The 16313-nt window shown below is 68.6% G+C and carries 14 protein-coding genes; 8 read left to right on the top strand and 6 right to left on the bottom strand.

Translation table 11 applies throughout. The annotated features are described in order from the left end of the window. Window positions 1-23: 23 nt before the first annotated feature. Entirely contained in the window at window positions 24-377 is a 354-nt protein-coding gene (locus IPG50_15935; protein MBK6693677.1) for a hypothetical protein, read from the top strand. A gap of 47 nt (window positions 378-424) precedes the next feature. On the opposite strand, the gene IPG50_15930 is transcribed toward IPG50_15935, so the two are convergent. Beyond that, on the bottom strand, window positions 425-1195 hold the full coding sequence (locus IPG50_15930; protein MBK6693676.1) for a hypothetical protein: 771 nt from the start codon (window positions 1193-1195) through the stop codon (window positions 425-427). A gap of 149 nt (window positions 1196-1344) precedes the next feature. On the opposite strand from IPG50_15930, the gene IPG50_15925 reads away from it, so the two are divergent. Then, a complete protein-coding gene (locus IPG50_15925; protein MBK6693675.1) occupies window positions 1345-2508 on the top strand; it encodes a hypothetical protein in 1164 nt (387 codons plus the stop codon). A 3-nt stretch (window positions 2509-2511) separates the two neighbouring features. Continuing rightward, window positions 2512-3921: an MBOAT family protein gene (locus tag IPG50_15920; GenBank protein MBK6693674.1), complete on the top strand. Its 1410-nt coding sequence runs from the start codon at window positions 2512-2514 to the stop codon at window positions 3919-3921. 34 nt (window positions 3922-3955) lie between these two features. Here IPG50_15920 and IPG50_15915 read toward each other — a convergent pair whose 3' ends face one another. The 4 genes from IPG50_15915 to IPG50_15900 form a co-directional block, all read right to left on the bottom strand. After that, a complete protein-coding gene (locus tag IPG50_15915) occupies window positions 3956-5257 on the bottom strand; it encodes a hypothetical protein (GenBank protein MBK6693673.1) in 1302 nt (433 codons plus the stop codon). A gap of 162 nt (window positions 5258-5419) precedes the next feature. After that, window positions 5420-6010 (bottom strand): hypothetical protein, encoded by a 591-nt coding sequence (locus IPG50_15910; GenBank protein MBK6693672.1) that lies wholly within the window; start codon window positions 6008-6010, stop codon window positions 5420-5422. A gap of 170 nt (window positions 6011-6180) precedes the next feature. Next, on the bottom strand, window positions 6181-7986 hold the full coding sequence (locus IPG50_15905; GenBank protein ID MBK6693671.1) for a hypothetical protein: 1806 nt from the start codon (window positions 7984-7986) through the stop codon (window positions 6181-6183). A gap of 10 nt (window positions 7987-7996) precedes the next feature. Continuing rightward, window positions 7997-9379: a glutamine synthetase gene (locus IPG50_15900; GenBank protein ID MBK6693670.1), complete on the bottom strand. Its 1383-nt coding sequence runs from the start codon at window positions 9377-9379 to the stop codon at window positions 7997-7999. A gap of 108 nt (window positions 9380-9487) precedes the next feature. On the opposite strand from IPG50_15900, the gene IPG50_15895 reads away from it, so the two are divergent. Further along, window positions 9488-10699 carry a 2-hydroxychromene-2-carboxylate isomerase gene (locus IPG50_15895; protein MBK6693669.1) on the top strand — a complete coding sequence of 404 codons (1212 nt, stop codon included), beginning with the start codon at window positions 9488-9490 and terminating at the stop codon, window positions 10697-10699. Window positions 10700-10739: 40 nt separating this feature from the next. Here the strand turns inward: IPG50_15895 and IPG50_15890 are convergent, their stop codons facing one another. Further along, entirely contained in the window at window positions 10740-12446 is a 1707-nt protein-coding gene (locus IPG50_15890; GenBank protein ID MBK6693668.1) for an SUMF1/EgtB/PvdO family nonheme iron enzyme, read from the bottom strand. A gap of 241 nt (window positions 12447-12687) precedes the next feature. Here IPG50_15890 and IPG50_15885 point away from each other — a divergent pair, with 241 nt between their 5' ends. Genes IPG50_15885 through IPG50_15870 form a run of 4 tightly spaced genes read left to right on the top strand, consistent with a single transcriptional unit; the run spans window position 12688 to window position 16294 of the window. Further along, window positions 12688-13548, top strand: a complete 861-nt coding sequence (locus IPG50_15885) for a hypothetical protein (GenBank protein ID MBK6693667.1) — start codon at window positions 12688-12690, stop codon at window positions 13546-13548. Between the two features lie 36 nt (window positions 13549-13584). Continuing rightward, window positions 13585-14277 (top strand): sigma-70 family RNA polymerase sigma factor, encoded by a 693-nt coding sequence (locus IPG50_15880; protein ID MBK6693666.1) that lies wholly within the window; start codon window positions 13585-13587, stop codon window positions 14275-14277. Further along, a complete protein-coding gene (locus IPG50_15875) occupies window positions 14274-15167 on the top strand; it encodes a hypothetical protein (GenBank protein ID MBK6693665.1) in 894 nt (297 codons plus the stop codon). The genes IPG50_15880 and IPG50_15875 overlap by 4 nt, the downstream gene beginning before the upstream one ends. A gap of 41 nt (window positions 15168-15208) precedes the next feature. Further along, window positions 15209-16294, top strand: coding sequence for a hypothetical protein (locus tag IPG50_15870; GenBank protein ID MBK6693664.1), 1086 nt, complete (start codon window positions 15209-15211; stop codon window positions 16292-16294). The last annotated feature ends 19 nt before the right edge of the window (window positions 16295-16313 follow it).

Raw genomic sequence — 16313 nt, 5'->3', positions numbered from 1 at the left:
TCGGCGGCGCATAGGCTGGTGGAATGTCGCGTTCGAAGGAAGAAGCCGCGCGCGAGCTCATCGCGCGTCACTTCCGCGGTGAGCCGCGACTCCGGCGCATCTATTGGATCGTGACAGCCGCCGACGCGTCCGACGACGAACCCATCAAGCTCCTCGAGGTCAACCAGGCCGCGCCCGACGAAGGGCAGATCGAGTTCTTCAACTTCCCGCCGAGCGAGCACTTCCCTTATCGGAGCCTCGTGGCCGAGATCAGCCCGTCGCAACACGAGCGCGTGAAAGACGGGAGCATTCTCTTGCCCGACGGCTGGGACATTTCAGAAGCTCGCGAGTTTCGCCGCTCCGACGTCGGCATGCCGACGACGCGTCCTTCAGGCTGAGGCGGCGAGCGCCCCGCCGCGCTCGACGGGGTCGTGCCGAGCGGTCGTCAGTTTCCGCAGAAGAGCGTCGTCAGCGCGCTCGCGAGATCTTCGAACGTCGAGCCCGCGTTGCAGGGCGCGGCGGCTCCTTGAAGGAGCGCGTCGGCGCATTGCGCGTCGGTGGCGAAGCTCTGGCACGCCGAGCTTTCGGCGTCGGTCTGGCACTGGTTGCGATCCTGAAGCGCCTGGTCGTCGCCGTCGGGGACGGGGCAGTTGGCGTTGCACGCTTCGTCGGTGCACTGACCGAGGGCCTGCACTTTGGCGCCGCACCCGGTGGCCGTCATCTGGTTGGCGGTGCGGGCGATGCAGCCGGCGATGTTCAATGTGACGAGGCTGTCGGCGGAGACGACCATCGGGCCAAGGGCCGGGGCGGAATCGGCCGTCGCCGCACACTTGATGCAGGACTGGTTCGCGGCCGCCTTTTGGAAGGCGTCGCAGGTCGTTTGGCTGGCGCTCGCGTTGAAGAAGCAGTCGATGAGCGTCGTGATCTGCGTCGGCGCGCAGGCGCCCGCGTGAAGGACCGCCGGCGCCTTCCAGGTGGGCGTGAAGCTCGAGACGTCGCCGGGAGCGCACGCCGTGACGGGGGGCGCGCCCGAGTCCTTGGGCTTCTTGCCTGAGTCGGTCTCTTCCGTGGTGCCGCCGTCCTTCTTGGTGGTGGTGGCGCCGGTCACCGAGGTCGCGTCGCTTCCCGCGTCGTTCGAGGCGAAGCGGTTGGAGCTGGTAGAGCAGGCAAGGAATCCGGCCACGGACAAAAGCGATAGAAGCGAGGCAGAACGCATCGTTGGGAATTAGCGCAGGTTGGCCCCGAGCGCCAGACGCCGGCCTCGGGGACGTTCCGTTGCGCTACCGCGGACGGGGGTTCGGGGCGACCTCAGCGTCATTTTTTGATACAGCACTCACTCCGCCAACGGGGCAGAGCTCGCGACGCATGGAAGAAGCCACTCGCCCCACGTCGCCGTCGCCCAGCGGTCCGGCTCGGGATGCCGGCAACGGACCTCCGCGCGACGAACCGCCGCGCGACGCGCGGGCCTCGTGGCTTCTTGGCCGCGTCCTGTTGCTGCTGGTGGCCTTCTCACTGTTCGCCTTGCCGCTGGCCCGGGTTGGGACGGTGCGCAGCCCTGCGTGGGAAGCGCTCGAAGAGGCGACGGAGGGCGAAGGGAAGAAGCCCATTGGCTTCGCGATCCTTGGCAATTCGCGACCTCGCGCCGGCGTGTCACCGCGTCTGATTTCAGCGAGCCTCGAGGCCGCGGGCTTCGGCGAGGTGAGAGGGTACAACTTCTCCGTCGATGGAACCGATTCATTGCATCATGCAAGTTTTGGCCGGAGCGGCCTTCTCCGCATGAATCCGTCGCCGCGGCTCGTGGTGTGGGCCGTCGATCCGTTGATGTTCGACGCGACGCGGAAGGCCAATCGGCTCGAGCAGCTCGAGCGCCGCGACATTCCGACACTCTTTGAGGCGGGGGCGCCCTTCGAGCTCGTGCTCGACGTGGGGCTTATGAATGTCTTTCCGCCCTATCGGCACCGGCCGCCGGTGCTGCTCAAGGTGGAAGACAAGACCGAGGGCCTCGGCAAGCGGCTCGCGAAGCTCCAGAAGCGGCTCGGCCTCTACGAGCGCGAGTCTCCGCGGCCCCGCGTCTACGAGCCCGAGGGCGACGGCTACGAGCCCTTCCGCGTCGTCGCCGATTGGGAATACCGCTTCTACCAGCGCCACGCGGTGCACTACGCCGGCGAGTACCAGAAGCTCACCGTGAGCCAGTGGCACGCGTCTTTCGCGCGGAGCTTCTTGTCGGCGGCGCGTGAGTGGGGCGTCGTTGTCGTGCTGGTGGAGGTGCCGGCGGCGCCCTATTACCGCGAGCACTTCGCCAACGGAAAGAAGCACCTCGCGTGGCGCGAGCAGCTGCAGAAGATTGCCGCCGATGAGGGCGCCATCTTCTGGAACCACATCGACCGCTACGGCTCCGACAAAGACTTCGGGGACCCGGGGCACATGCACCGCGCGACCGCCGAGGACTACTCGAAGTTCCTCGGCGCTGCGCTGGCCGCCGACCCGCGCATCAAGGCCGCCTTTGCGCGCCCCTCGAAGGGCCGGTGATTCGTGCTCTTCAACTCGCTCACCTTCCTCGCGTTTTTTATCCCGCTCCTCGTCGTCCTTCGCCTGCTGCCGGTCCACGGCATCGCGCGCAACGCGTGGATCTTGGGGGCGAGCTTCCTCTTCTACGCGAGCTGGAGCCCGCCCTTCATTCTCCTCCTGCTCGCGACGGCGGCCGTCGACTACGGCGTCGCCATCAAGATGGGCAGCTTGCCCACGCGGGCCGCGCGCAAGCCTTGGCTGATCCTCAGCCTCGTCTTCAGCTTGGGCTCGCTGGCGTTCTTCAAATACACGGGGATGGCGCTCAGCACCGCCGGCGGCTTGGCGCATTGGCTCGGCTCTCCGTGGAAGCCTCCCGCCCTCGACATCGTCTTGCCGCTTGGCATCTCGTTCTACACCTTCGAGACGATCAGCTACGGCATCGACGTCTACCGTGGTGAGCTCCAGCCGAAGCGGAACTTCTTCCAGTACCTCAGCTTCTTGATGTTCTTTCCGAAGCTCATCGCGGGGCCCATCGTCCGCGCCAGCGAGCTCCTCCATCAAATTCCCAAGCCCCGCCTCATCGAGGAAGAGAAGTTTGGCGAAGGCCTGACGCTCATCGGCCACGGCTTCATCAAAAAGACCCTCTTCGCCGACAACTTCGCGCCCTTCGTGGAGCAAGTCTTCGCGCGGCCCTTGGAGCACAACCGCTTCATGTGTCTGGTCGCCGTGTACGGCTACTCGATGCAGGTCTACTTCGACTTCTCGGCCTACAGCGACATCGCGCGTGGCTGCGCCAAGATCGTCGGCTACGAGCTGCCGCTGAATTTCAACCAGCCCTACAAGGCCGTCAGCATGAGCGAGTTCTGGCGTCGCTGGCACATGACGCTGTCTCGATGGCTGCGCGACTACCTGTACATTCCCCTCGGCGGCAACCACGGCTCCAAGTTCGCCACGTACCGCAACCTGTTTCTGACGATGCTCCTCGGGGGCCTCTGGCACGGCGCCAACTGGACCTTCGTCGCGTGGGGCGCGCTCCACGGCATCTTCCTGCTGACGGAGCGCGCGTACTTCGAGCTCCGCGGCAAGAAGCAGAAGAGGCGCTCTGATATGGGCTTCGGAGAGCGCCTCGTGCGGGCGCTCATCGTGTTCCACCTCATCACGTTCACGCGCATCTTCTTTCGCGCGCCGGACTTCGGCATCGCCCTCGACGTGATCCACGGCATCGTCGCGCCGAAGACGCGCGAGCTCGTGCCGTCCTTCGCCCTCTTCGCTATCCCGGCGGCGACCATCGCCTACGTGGCGCTGTCACAGTTCAAGGAGCGCATCCTTGCGCTGCGGCCGCGCGGCGCGAGCGTGCTCATCTACGCCGTCGCCGGCGTGGTACTCCTCGCCTTTGGCGCTTCGCAGGCCGAGTTCATCTACTTCCAATTCTAAGGGCGGCCGGTTCGCTCCGCTCCGCTCGCGATCGTCAGCGACGCTCGGGGGTGACGGTCAGCAGGTACTCGGCGTTGCCCGCCGCCGCCGACGTCACCACGAGCTCGTGATCGCCGGCGCTCATCGGCAGGGTGCCTTCCCGTCGCTCGACGCTCCGACAGGCGCCGCCTGGTTCGCGCACAAAGAGGCGTGCTGCTCGCGGGCCGTTTTCGAAGAACCCGACGCGGATCGACTCCGTGGCGCTTGTTCGGAAGCGGTAGACGAAGCGCGTGGGCTGTCCCGCGCACGACGCGTCGGCGCTCGCGTTGGTGGCTTCCGTGTGGCTCTCGCCGAGGGCGCGCAGATCGGTGAACGGCACCTCGGGCGGCAAGAAGGGGTCGTCGGGCGTTCCTTGTCCTTCGATGCGAGGCGCCTCGGCGTCGGCGGCTTTGCCGAGCGTCGCCGCGCGGGCCCGGTGGAGCGCATGGAGCGTGACCAGATTTCTCACGTTCATTCCGAATCGCAGGCCGTCGTCGTCGAAGCGGCACGCGCCGCGGGGAGAGGCGTTTAGGTGGAGTTGGTCGGGACCGATGCCGAGGCCGTCGAGCTTGCGAAGCTCGCGCTCGAGATCGACGAAGGGCACTTGGCGCGCCTGGGCGATGCCTCGCACCACGGCGGAGTAGCGAGGCACCCAGACGTCGGCGCCGGCGGGCCCGAAGGCGGCCACGTCGTAGCTTCGCAGGGGCCTCGGCGGCGGCGATGACAAGATGGGAACGACGCCTTGGGCGATGAGCGAGTCGGTGATGCGGAGCATCTCCTTCGCGTACGTCTCGATGCCGCCGCTCGGCGCGCCCTGGATGTCGTTGGAGCCGTACATCACCACCGCGAAGGCGGGGCGGTTTTGGGCGACCTCGCTGTCGAGGGGCCCGCCGAGCGCGAAGCTCGCCATGGCGCCCACCTTGGCCGCGAGGCTCGTGCGACCAAACGAGCGCGCACCGCGGTGTTGACCCAAGAGGGCGGCGAGCGTCATGGGCAGCGTCTCGCCGCCGATGGGCGCGTCAACGCCGAGCTCCACGGGCCTCGTGAGGCAGTGCATGAAGAGGGAGCTCACGGTCTGCGAGTCGCCGATCTTGGAGAACGCGTCGCCGCGTTGCCCGTCGCGCAGGACCGAGCGAAGGCGGGCCGCCACGCTCGGCGCGATCGGCGAGTGCGTTCGCGACGCCGAGTAAAAGACCGTGTTGGGCAAGGAGCCGAGCGCGCCCTCGTCGCTGCCGGTGTCTTCGCCTTCCTCGTCGGCGGCGTTGCCACTGCAGGCGAGGAAGGTCGTCAGGGAGAGCGCCAACAAGGCTCGCGTCACGCGTCCGTCCAAGACCATGCGCAGCGAACTGCAGCCCTCGTGCCGCGGCTAGACGCGCGAACGCTCGAACCCCAATCGGTCGGGCCATGGATCGCGCAGCCCGTGGGCCCCTGAGCGGCCAGAGCAGGGTCTGCCGCGCGCGCCGAGCCCTCCTTGCGTGGCTCAGGGATGGATCGGCATGCCGAGGGCGCCGGGCGGCGGGCCCGAGCCGTTGTCTTCTTCGACGATGCAAGTGCCCGACGGGGGCGGCATCGGCAGACCTACGGCGCCCGGGGGCGGTCCGCTGCCGGCGTCGCGCCGACGGATCGGCATGCCCATGATGGGGCGGGGGCTCGGCTGGTCTTGGTCAACGTCGCACACCAGGCCCGCCTGACACTGCACGTCGCCGAAGCCGCCGCAGCTGCCGCCTTCTTCTCCGGCCTGGGGCCGGATGCACTTCCCCGACGCATCGGGGTGACGGCGCGTCATCTTGCAGTGAAGGCCATCCTTGCACTGGAAGCCCGCGATGCCTCCGCAGATGCCCCCCTCGTCGCCCGGCCCGGGGGCTCCGCAACGGCCTGTCGCATCGGGATGCTGCGCCGTGAGCTTGCAGACCTGTCCGTCGGGGCACTGGATGCCCGCGAAGCCGCCGCACACCTTGCCGCGACGAAGCTCGTCGTCACTTTCGCCGTCTTCCGGCGCGCTCGTCCCGGCCGAACACGCCACGAGCGCAAACAAGGACACGAGCGAAGCTAGCGATAGGGATCTCTTCATGATGGTCGTTATCTCCTCGGGACGGAGTGGGTACTGCATGGTCGGTGCCATGACCACAGTGTGGGTATTCAGCCGGTTGCGGGATTCGGCGCGCCGATCTCGCTCGCTCTGGATCCTGGGGCACTCAGGCAATTCTCGCGGGGGCGGGGCCGCGAGGCCGCGGGTGGTGTTTAGCGATCGCGCCGAGGCCCGTCTAAGCGGAGCTGAAAGACGAAATACGGAGGTATGCACGCGCCCGTTCCCGCCGGCGCGCCCGGCACCCGCGCGCACGCGTAATCGTCGCGGCAAGGAGTCTGTCGGTCGCATGTGGCGATGGTCGCCGCCACGACGTAGCGCTTGAGGCACTTCTCCACCGGCTCGTCGGTGACGAAGCACTCGGCCTCGTACCCCGCCGTGGGGAGGTTCGCGCAGATCGCGCCCTCCGCGCGCGCGCCGACCTCCGTGCAGCGCTCGCTGCACATGCCGGCCGTGAAGCCGAGCCAGTTGGGGGCGCAGAAAGGTCCCTTGTCGTGGGTTGGCGATGGCAGCGGGCACGCCGGATCGGCGCCTTCGCTGCGGACGAACGCGCCCTCCAGCCTCGCGCTTGCCTCGACGCGCACGCGCTCGCAGGGCTCTCCCGCGCGCGAGCCCAGGGCCGGCGCACATTGGCCGAGCTCGAAGCCGTGCACGTCGCGGCACTCGAGGCCCGGCTCGCAGCCCCAGTCGGTGTAGCCGCGAGCCGCTCCGCCGGGCACCTGCGCGGGGTCGCGCCCCGGCACGGCGCAGGCGGCACCCATCAGCCCCGGGCCGTCGGCGCGACCGGAAAATGGGCGCGCGCTCACGGCCTCGCCGCGCGCGATCGCGGAGAGCGCGCCCTTGCGCCATGCAAGCTCGCTCGCGAGGTGCGGCGAGTGGCCCACTGCGAGCGCGTTGAACGTTCGCGACGCATCGCGCTCTTCGCCGAGCAAATGAAAGCCCGCGATGCCGCGGCTCTGATGGCAGCCAGGGCACGTCATCTCGTCGAGGCGGCGGAAGAGGAGCTCGGCGGTCTTGGTCCTCTGCGCATCCTTTAGCGGGAACGCCTGGGCGATGCGGAGCCGCCCCGCCTCGTCCCAGAGGGCGGAGAACGGGCGGTTTTTTGCGTGCAAATGGCCGCGCGGCGAAACGGACACGGCGCGCGTCGCGAGGAACTTCTCTGGAACGACGGCCGTGCCCTGGTCAATGGCGCGGGCCTCTTGCGTGATCCATTGCGCGAGCTCGGCCCGCTCGCCGTCGCCGAGGTCGGCGCGCGGCGTGCCGAAGAGCCGCTCCGGCACAAGCTCGCGCGTGTCCATGCGGAACGTGCGAAGGACGTATTCGGCGTTGTCGTCCATGTCTTGCCGATACGACGGCACGTGGAGGCTTTGGAAGTTCACCTCGAGGCGCGTCGGCGCTCCGAGCGCTCGCAAGAAGCCTGCGATGTCGCTGACCGTCGTCCACTGACGCGCGACCTCGGCGCATCCCCCGGGGCCCTTCCTTTGCGGGATTCGAACGTTCGCGGTCATCGGCAAGCGGGTGTCGGGTCGTCCCGGGTTCTCGAGCGTGAGTCGGTACACGAGCCGTGCTTCGCCACAGGCCGCGCCATCGAAGGTGAGGCGATCGGTGCGGTTCACGATGCCGACGAGCTCGAAGCGGCCCCGTTCGATCCAGCGCGAGTGGAAGGGGCGCTTCACGTCGCCTTTGGGGCCAAGGTCCTTCGTGAGCTCGGCGATGTCTTCGCTCACGGTACGGCGTAAGGCTGCCTTGCGCTCGCTGCCGACGACCTGGTCGAAGGAGAAGCCTGCGGCCTCGAGCGCCACGAGCGTCTTCGGATCGTCGATGAGGAGGCCCGGCGCCGTCTCGGTTCCCGGCGCCACCGCTCGCGGCGCTGGGCGGAGCGCGAGAAAGAGCAGCGCCCCGACGAGAGCGACGCCGGCCGCCGCGGACAGCGCCCTCTTCTTGGTTGCAGCGCGCGCCATCGTCGCCGCGTCAGATGATCTCGAAGTAGCGGCGGAGCTCCCAGTCGGTCACGGCTCGCTCAAACTGGCGCACTTCCCAGTCGCGCGTGCGAACGTAGTGGTCAACGAACGCGTCGCCGAGGATCGCGCGGGCGGCGGCGCTCTTGTCGAGGAGCGCGGTGGCTTCCTTCAGCGATCGCGGCAAGCGAAGTCGCGCATCGGTTGACGCGTCGCCGGTCGAGGGCGGCGGGCACGCCGTCTTGTGTTCGATGCCCCAGAGACCGGCGCCGAGGCTCGCGGCGATGGCCAAATACGGGTTCATGTCGGCGGCGGGCTGACGAAACTCGAGGCGCGTGCTCTTCGCGCCGCCGGTGATGGCGCGTACGGCGCACGTCCGGTTCTCGACGCCCCAAGTGGCCGTGAGCGGCGCCCATACGCCGGGCACGTAGCGCTTGTAGCTGTTGACCGTGGGCGACACGACGGCCGTCATGGCGGGCATGTTCTCGAGGAGGCCTCCCAAATACTGAAGCGCCAGCGAGGAGAGCGTGTTCGGGAGCGTCGCGTCGTAGAAAGCGTTCTTGGCCGCGTCGCCTTCGCCGGTCACGAGCGATTGATGCAGGTGACCGCTGGAGCCGGGCAGCGATTCGTTCCACTTCGCCATGAAGGTCACCGACAGATTCCGCTCGGAGGCGATCTGCTTCATGCCGGTCTTGAAGAGCGCGGCCTTGTCGGCCATGCGAAGCGCGTCGTCGAAGGTGAGCGCTGCCTCGAGCACACCGGGGCCGGTCTCCGTGTGGAGGCCCTCGATGTCGATGTCGAAGGCGGCGAAGTCCTCGAGGATGGCGTGGAGGAGCTCGGAGTTTTGTCCTTCGCGGAGCCACGAGTAGCCGAACATGCCGGGCGAGAGGGGCGTCATGCCGCGGTAGTCCTTCGCGCGCATCGATTCGCTCGTTTCGCGGAAGACGAAGAACTCGTATTCGGCGCCGATCTTGGGGGCGTAGCCCATTGTGTTGGCGCGCTCGATGACGCGACGGAGCACGTTCCTCGGGCACGCCGGGTGCGGCGAACCGTCGGCCAGATAGAAGTCGCAAAGGAAACTTGCCGTCTGCGGCTCCCAAGGCAAGACGCGGAACGTCGACGGATCCACCCTGGCGATCACGTCAGAGTAGCCGGTGTGAAAGCCGGTGGTCTTGCCGTTGTCGTAGAGGACGTCGCCCATGTCCCAGCCGAAGATGACGTCGCAGAAACCGAAGCCGCTCTCGAGGGCGCTAAAGAACTTGTCGGCGGCGATGTATTTGCCGCGCAAGACGCCGTCGATGTCGAAGCCGCCGACCTTGATCTTCGTGATGGCGCGCTCTCTGAACTGCTCCTTGAGGTCATCGGGCGTTACGGACCGCACTTCGGAAGGTGTCATGGGACATTGACGGTATCCTCTCGACGGGCCTCTTGGAACGCGGAAGAACTGGCCCTACGCGAGGCCTCGTCCTCGTGTGCGCTCCGATCGAACGAGGCGAAGGACGCCGTGCCGATGGACTTCTATTTCGACTACACCTGTCCCTACGCGTACCTCGCGTTCACGCAGCTCGAAGCCTTCGAGGCCGCGAGCGGGACGCGAGCGCGTCTCCGGCCGATGCTCCTGGGCGGCGTCTTCGCCGCGACCGGCACGCCGCAGAAGCTCTTTGCGACGCTGTCGCCGGCGAAGGCGAAGCACAACGGCGAGGACATGATGCGCTACGCCGAATGGTTCGGCGTTCCCCTCCGCATGCCTGCCGAGCACCCGCGACGCAGCGTCGAGGCGCTGCGCGCGACGTTGGCGACGGCCGACGGCGACGTCATTGATCGACGCGTGGTGCGCGGCTTCTACGACGCCTATTGGGTGAAGGGGCAAGCGCCCTCCGACGAGGCGACGATTCGCGCGGTGGTCGGGGCGGCGGGGCACGATGCCGATCGCGTTGTCGCGGCCATCGGGACTTCGATCATCAAGGACCGGCTCCGCGCGCTGACCGACGAGGCCATCGGTCACGGCGTCTTTGGTGCTCCCGCGCTCGTTCGAGAAGACGGCTCGCTCTATTGGGGCCAAGACCGGCTCAACTTCGCCTTCGGCGTGCCTTATGCTCCGCCGAACGGTGAAAGCTCGAAGGCCATGACGAACCATACGCTCGACTTCTATTGGGACTTCTCCTCGCCCTACGCCTACCTCGCCTCGACGCAGGTGGAGGCGCTCGCGGCACGCACCGGTGCGACGCTCCGCTCTTGCCCCATGCTCCTCGGCGGTCTCTTCAAGGCCATCGGCCAAGTCGACGTGCCGCTCATGGCGTTCTCCGAAGCGAAGCGGAAGTACATGCTCGTGGATCTGCATCGTTGGGCTGATCACTGGGGCGTTCCCTTCAAGTTTCCGTCGCGCTTCCCTATGAACACGGTCAAGGCATTGCGCGCTTACCTGGCGCTTCCCGAGGCGCGCCGCGCTGCGTTCCGGGCCGCGACGTTTCGCGCTTACTGGGCCGACGACCGCGACATCGCAGACGACGCGGTGCTCGCGGAGCTCATCGGAGCGGACGCGGCCGAGGTGCTCCTCCGCACGAAAGAGCCGGCCATCAAAGAAGAGCTCTTCGCCGCCACGGGAGCCGCCGCGAAGGCCGGCGCCTTCGGCGCGCCGACCTGGGTCGTCGATGGGACCGACCTGTACTGGGGGCAGGATCGGATCCCGCTCGTGGAGCGGGCCCTCGCGAAGTAGCCGTCGCGCCCTAGTGTGCCCGCGCGCGCGGCGCCCGGTGTTACGGCGCTCGCGCGCAGCGAATCCCAATGGGAAAGCTGCTTCGCAAGGTGCCGCTCGACGTGTCCAGGCGCGACTGGGCGTTGGCCAAGCCGCCCGTCGACGCGGTATCGAAGCCGGCCCCGTAGGCGTGAAATTGATAGGACAGGTAGCAGTCGTTGCACGGGCTCGTCGGCTGTACGCCAGACCAGCCATCGAGGACCCACTCCCACGCGTTGCCCGCGAGGTCCGCGTGGCCGAAGCGGCCGTCACCGGGCGTGAAGGCCCCGGGAGCGGTGGATGGGCCCACGCAACTTGCGCCGGCGACGCACCAGTTCGCGAAGCTCGCGCTCGGCAGCGTGTTGCCCCACGGGTACACGCGCTGCTCGGCGCCGCCGGTGGCGGCCAACTGCCACTCGGCTTCCGTCGGCAAGAACCCGTGGTCCCAAATGCAGAACGCATAAGCTTCGTACCAGTGCACGTACACCATCGGCAGCCGTTCGTTGGCGCCAGGGGCGAGGGTCCAGGTCGCGGCGGGCCTCGCTCCCGCGACCTCCGCGGCGAACGTGCTCGCGTCGGTCGGCAAATAGACGTCATAGGACGTTAGCCAGCCCGGCTCGCCCTTGAGGCCGGCGCCACCGCCAAGGTGAACGTGTTTGCCGGAGCCCGGCGGCGGCCGCCAACCGACGAGGGCCGCATCGACGAAGGTGCGAAAGCGGCCGACGGTGACCTCGTATTTGTCGAGGCGAAACGCGCTGACCGTCGCCGGCGTGGCCACGTTGTTGCGTCGGTCGTACGTCGCCGCCGGCACGAGCAAGCTCTCGCAGCACCCTTCGCTGTCGCCGCGGCAGCCGGTCGTCGTTTGGTTCGCGATGGCGCAGCTCTGAGCGTAGCCGCAGCGGTTCGGTTCGTTGACGCCGCAGGTCGCGCTCGCCGTGCAGGTCCCGCAGGTCACTTTGGCGCCACAATTGTTGGTCACGTCGCCGCAGTTCTTTCCGACGCACGCCTTCCCGTCGTCGACGCAGGCGCAAGCCAGAGCCGCGGCCGGCCCGGCGCAGGTCGATGACGCTGGGCACGCTTCGCAGGTCGCAGCGCCGCATCCGAAGGCCGGGTCGGTGAGGCTTACGCAGCGTTCCGCGCAGCGCTTGTGTGCGGCAGGACACGCCTCGCAAGGTCCGCCGTCGCACGTCGCTGGCGGCGCGTCGGAGGTCGGGAGCGGCGCGGATGGATCAAACGTGGGTAGCTCGCTCGCGTCGATGCGTCCGCCGATGCAGGCGCCGGTTTTCGTTTCGCAAGTCTCGCCCTCGGCGCACCGGGACCGGGCCGCGCCGTCGGCTTCGGCGGATACCTGCGGAGTGCAACGGCCGCTGAGGACGATGCGGAGCGACGCGACGCGGTCCGTCGGGACCTGCTCCACGAGGTTGTCGCGGCGGTCGACGGGGGCGCCGCCTCGATACCCGCTCACGCTGACGGTGACGCGCGCCCCGGCGCGACCGTTGGACGCGACGGCGAGGGTCGTGGGCAGCGAGGCCTCGGCGGGGATGCGGTAGTCCACATCGTGGAGAATCGCGCCGTCGGCCGCCACGGTGATGTGCATGCGGTCCAAGGCGAGGGGGCCGTCTTCGCCGAGGATCAGCATGAGGCCGCCGGAGGGCGCTGTTTCGGCGCCGCACGCCGCCATCGGGATGCCGAGCAGAAGGGCGCCAACAGGACCGCGTCGAAGGCGCATGAGCCGGGATCTTCGCGGAAGGGCGCGACTCGGGCAAGGGGACGGGGGGGCGCTAAGAGGACGCGATCGACGCCGTCCGGTAAAACGAAGTCGTCGCGCGGGCGCCGGCGCCTCCCTGCGCTAGACCCCCGAGGTGCTGCGCGACGCTCGTCTCTCCCGGCCGCGAGCCACTTTTGCGGCTGCGCTGGGCCTTTCCGCTTGGGTGGGGGTCGGCGCGGCGCGAGCTGCGCAGGCGCCGCTGGTGACGCTCGACTATCAAGCCGCGCCCGCTTGTCCTTCGCGGTCGAGCTTCCGAGATCGCGTCGAGGGACGCACCGACCGAGCCCGCTTCGTCCTCGGCGGCCAGGAGTCCAAGGCGCGCGCCGTGGTTAAGGCCGAGCTGACGGACGATGGCGCGCGCGCGGTCGTTGAGGTCGACAGCCCGGCCTTTCGCAGCGAGCGTCGCGTCCTTTCAGGTGCAACCTGCATGGAAGTCGTCGACGCGAGCGCGCTCTTGGTCGCCGTCTTTGCCGAATCGCTGGCGGCGGAGCGTGACCAAACGTCACCGCCCGTGGTCCCTGCGGTCGCACCGCCGCCGCCGGCCCCGCAGGCCTGGCGTGGCGAGGGGTACGTGCACGGCGGGATGGCGACGGGCCTTGGTCCCGAAGCGGGCCCGCTGGGCAAGCTTGGCCTCGGCATCGAGCACGTGGGTCGAGGCTTCGCGCCGTCTTTTCGCCTCGAGGGCCGGTTTCAGAGCGCCGGCGAGTGGCAAAGTGGCGACCTGCGAGCGAGCTTCTCCGTGAGCTCCGTCGCGCTCGACGCGTGCCCCGTCTCGTGGGTCGTCGGTGCGGTCTCGCTTCGACCTTGTTTGGCGCTTGCGGGCGGAAATGTCCTCGCCACAGCCAGCGGATTCCCCGACGCCCGCGACGGAGGCCGCCTCTACGCGGCGCTCGAGGCCGGCGGCCGCGGGCGTCTCGCCCTTTCTTCGGCTTTCGTCGAGGTCGACGCCCGGGCTGTCGTTCCCAGCGCCCGCCACGAATTCGTCATGGGCGGCACCACGCTCGTTCACCGCATGGGCACCGGCGCCAGCGCGTCGCTGGGAGCGGGGCTCCACTTTTGGTGATGGATCGCCATCGGCCCGTACATCGCTAGGCAGGTGATGCTCCTCTCGACGCTCCTCTTTCCCGAAAGGTTCGCGCCGCGTGCTGCCGCGGCGGCGAGGGAAGAGTCTATGGCGCTGCCGCCATCGGGGGCGAACGACGTCCCCGTTGGAGCGGGCGAGCCGAGCGCGAGCACGACGGGGGTGAGCGCGGCGCGGGCCGCGGCGGACCCGGCGCGTATCGCGACCGTCGTTCGCGAACACCAGCCCTTCGTGTGGCGGTGCCTTCGTCGACTCGGCGTATCGGAGGCCCACGCCGACGACGCTACGCAGCAGGTCTTCCTCGCATTCCTCGGCCGCATGGCGGACGTCGACACGGGACGCGAGCGCTCGTTTCTCTTCGGAACCGCCGTTCGCGTCGCATCGAACGTTCGGCGCTCGGCGGCGCGAGAGCGCGCCGTTCCGTGGGGCGACGACGTTCCCGACGTCCCTTGCGAAGGTCCGAGTCCCTTCGACGCGCTTCACCACGCCGAGCGCCTCGCGCTGCTCGATCAGGTGCTGGAATCCCTGCCCGAAGACTTCCGCACCGTCTTCGTGCTCGCGGAGCTTGAACGCATGACCGCGGAGGAGATCGCCGGCTGTGTGGCGGTGCCCGTCGGAACGGTGAACTCGCGCCTAAGGCGAGCGCGTGAACTCTTCGCGAAGCAAGCGGAGCGACTCCGCGCCCGGCTTCAAACAAGGAGCCCCTCATGACGCACCGGGAGCCCGTGGACGAGCTCAGCCTCTCGCTCTTGGCGGCCGGTCGCGACGACGCGCCGCGCGCCGGCAGCACCGACGTTCTCCTTGCGGCGCTCTTGGCGGCGAGCGCTGCGGAGGTCGCTGCCGCTGCGATGGCGCTCGCGCCCTTGACGTCGGGCGCGGCAACTTCAGGCGCTGCGGCGGCGGCTTCGGCCGTGGGCGCGGGCGCAAAGGTCTCGGCCGCGACCGGCACGCCGCTCTTGCTGTCGATGGGCAAGTGGCTCGTCTTGGGGAGCGTCACCTTCGGCGGGGGCGTTTGGGCATCGCGCGCGATTTCTCCTGCGCAAGCGCCCTCCGCCGCAAACGCGCCCACGCGCACACTCGCGCATCTCCCGGCGCCGGCGGCATCGACGATGACGACGTCTGCTGCAAGTGCGGTCCTGCCGCCGCCGGAGAGCGCTCCCGATACGGTCGAAGTCCCGGCGGCCAAAGCGAGCGGTTCGATTCGACGGTCGCCGGTGAAGCTCAAGGTGCCCGGAGCCGAGACGGAAGCCGAGTCCGCTGCGATCGCAGAAGCCACCCCGGTGGCCGCGGCGCCGAGCAGCGCCCCGCGCGCGCTCTCGCTCTCCGACGAGGTCACCCTGCTCGACGGCGCGCGGAGCCGCGTGCGCGAAGGGGACGGCGCCGGCGCGTTGCGGCTCCTCGCCGATCTCGAGCAGCGCCGCACGGGGCCGTCGGCGCTGGCCCCCGAGCTCTTCCTCGTGCGCATCGAGGCGCTGCTCTCGCTGGGCGACCGAGCCACGGCCTCGCAGGTCTTCGAGGCGCTTCGTCGCGCTCACCCGAAGTCGGCGGCGGCGCGTCGCGCGAATGATCTGTTGGCGTCGCCGGCGACTGTGGCGCCGTGAGTCGGCATCGTTGTTCCTTACTTCGCACTAGGAGGTTCTCTATGCGTGTTTCGCTTTCTCTCTACGTGGCGCTGTCGCTCGTTGTCCTCGCCGGCTGCGGCGGAAAAGAGCTCGTCAACCTCGGGGATCCGCGCGCCCCAGGCGCCGCGACTGACGCCGGCGTGGCAACGGTCACTCCGAGTGACACGCCCGGGGACCCGCCCGATGCCCCTCCCGTCATCGAGACCGTACTGTCGGGCCAGACGTCGCCGGGGCGCATCGCCGTCGGCGGTGACAAACTGTTCTTCACGTCCACCGAAGCGAGTGACATCGAGCGGTGCAACGTTCACGGCAAAGAGCTCGTGCAGCTTGGCCTTGGCGCGATGCCCACGACCTTCGCCGCCGACGCCGCCGGCTTCTATCTCGCGAGCGGCACTGGCCTTCAAGGCAGCGCCCTTGACGGCTGCTCGCTCCAGGAATGCGACGGCTTCATGCCGCAGTTTAGCGTCGAAAGCGTGTCGTCCCCGACGGCCGTGGCGCTTTCGTCGACCCACGTCGTCTGGGCGACCGCCGATGGAAACTTCGACACGACCGTCTGGCGAGCGCCGCGCGGCCTCTCGAAGAAGTACGACGCGCCGGTCGTGGCTGTCGCCGAGAAGGTCGTGTCGCTCAAGGACGTGCGCCCGTACACGTTCGAACTGGATGGCGAGGAGCTCTTCATCGGAGAGGGGAGCGGCGAACTCGCCAAGGTCGACCTCGGCACGAAGTCGGTCAAGCGCGGCTACATGGATCCCGTCGGGCCCGTGAAGCTTGACGCCACGCACCTCTACTTCGTGGACCGCAAAGACGGCCTCAAGCGCAGCCCACGCAACGGAAAGCCGGCGGAGCTCGTATGGGCCATGAGTCAGGTCGATCTCATCGGCCAGAACGCGGGCGTCGCGGCGGTTGGGCAGAATCACGTTTACCTGACGCTGGAGCGTGGCGAGGGCGCGCAAGCGGCGGGGCGCGTGGTGCGTGTTCACAAGAGCACCAAGGCCGTCACAACTCTCGTGAGCGACGCGGCAGGCCTCGCCTTTGGCGCCTACAGCGATGGCTACTTCTATTGGTCGGCGTCGCGCTCAGGGATGATCCAACGCGTTCGCGACTGAGCGAGGCGCGTCGTTATCC

The sequence above is a fragment of the Myxococcales bacterium genome (assembly GCA_016703425.1).
Lineage (GTDB): Bacteria > Myxococcota_A > Polyangia > Polyangiales > Polyangiaceae > JADJCA01.
This window is presented reverse-complemented; position numbering and strand designations above follow the sequence as displayed.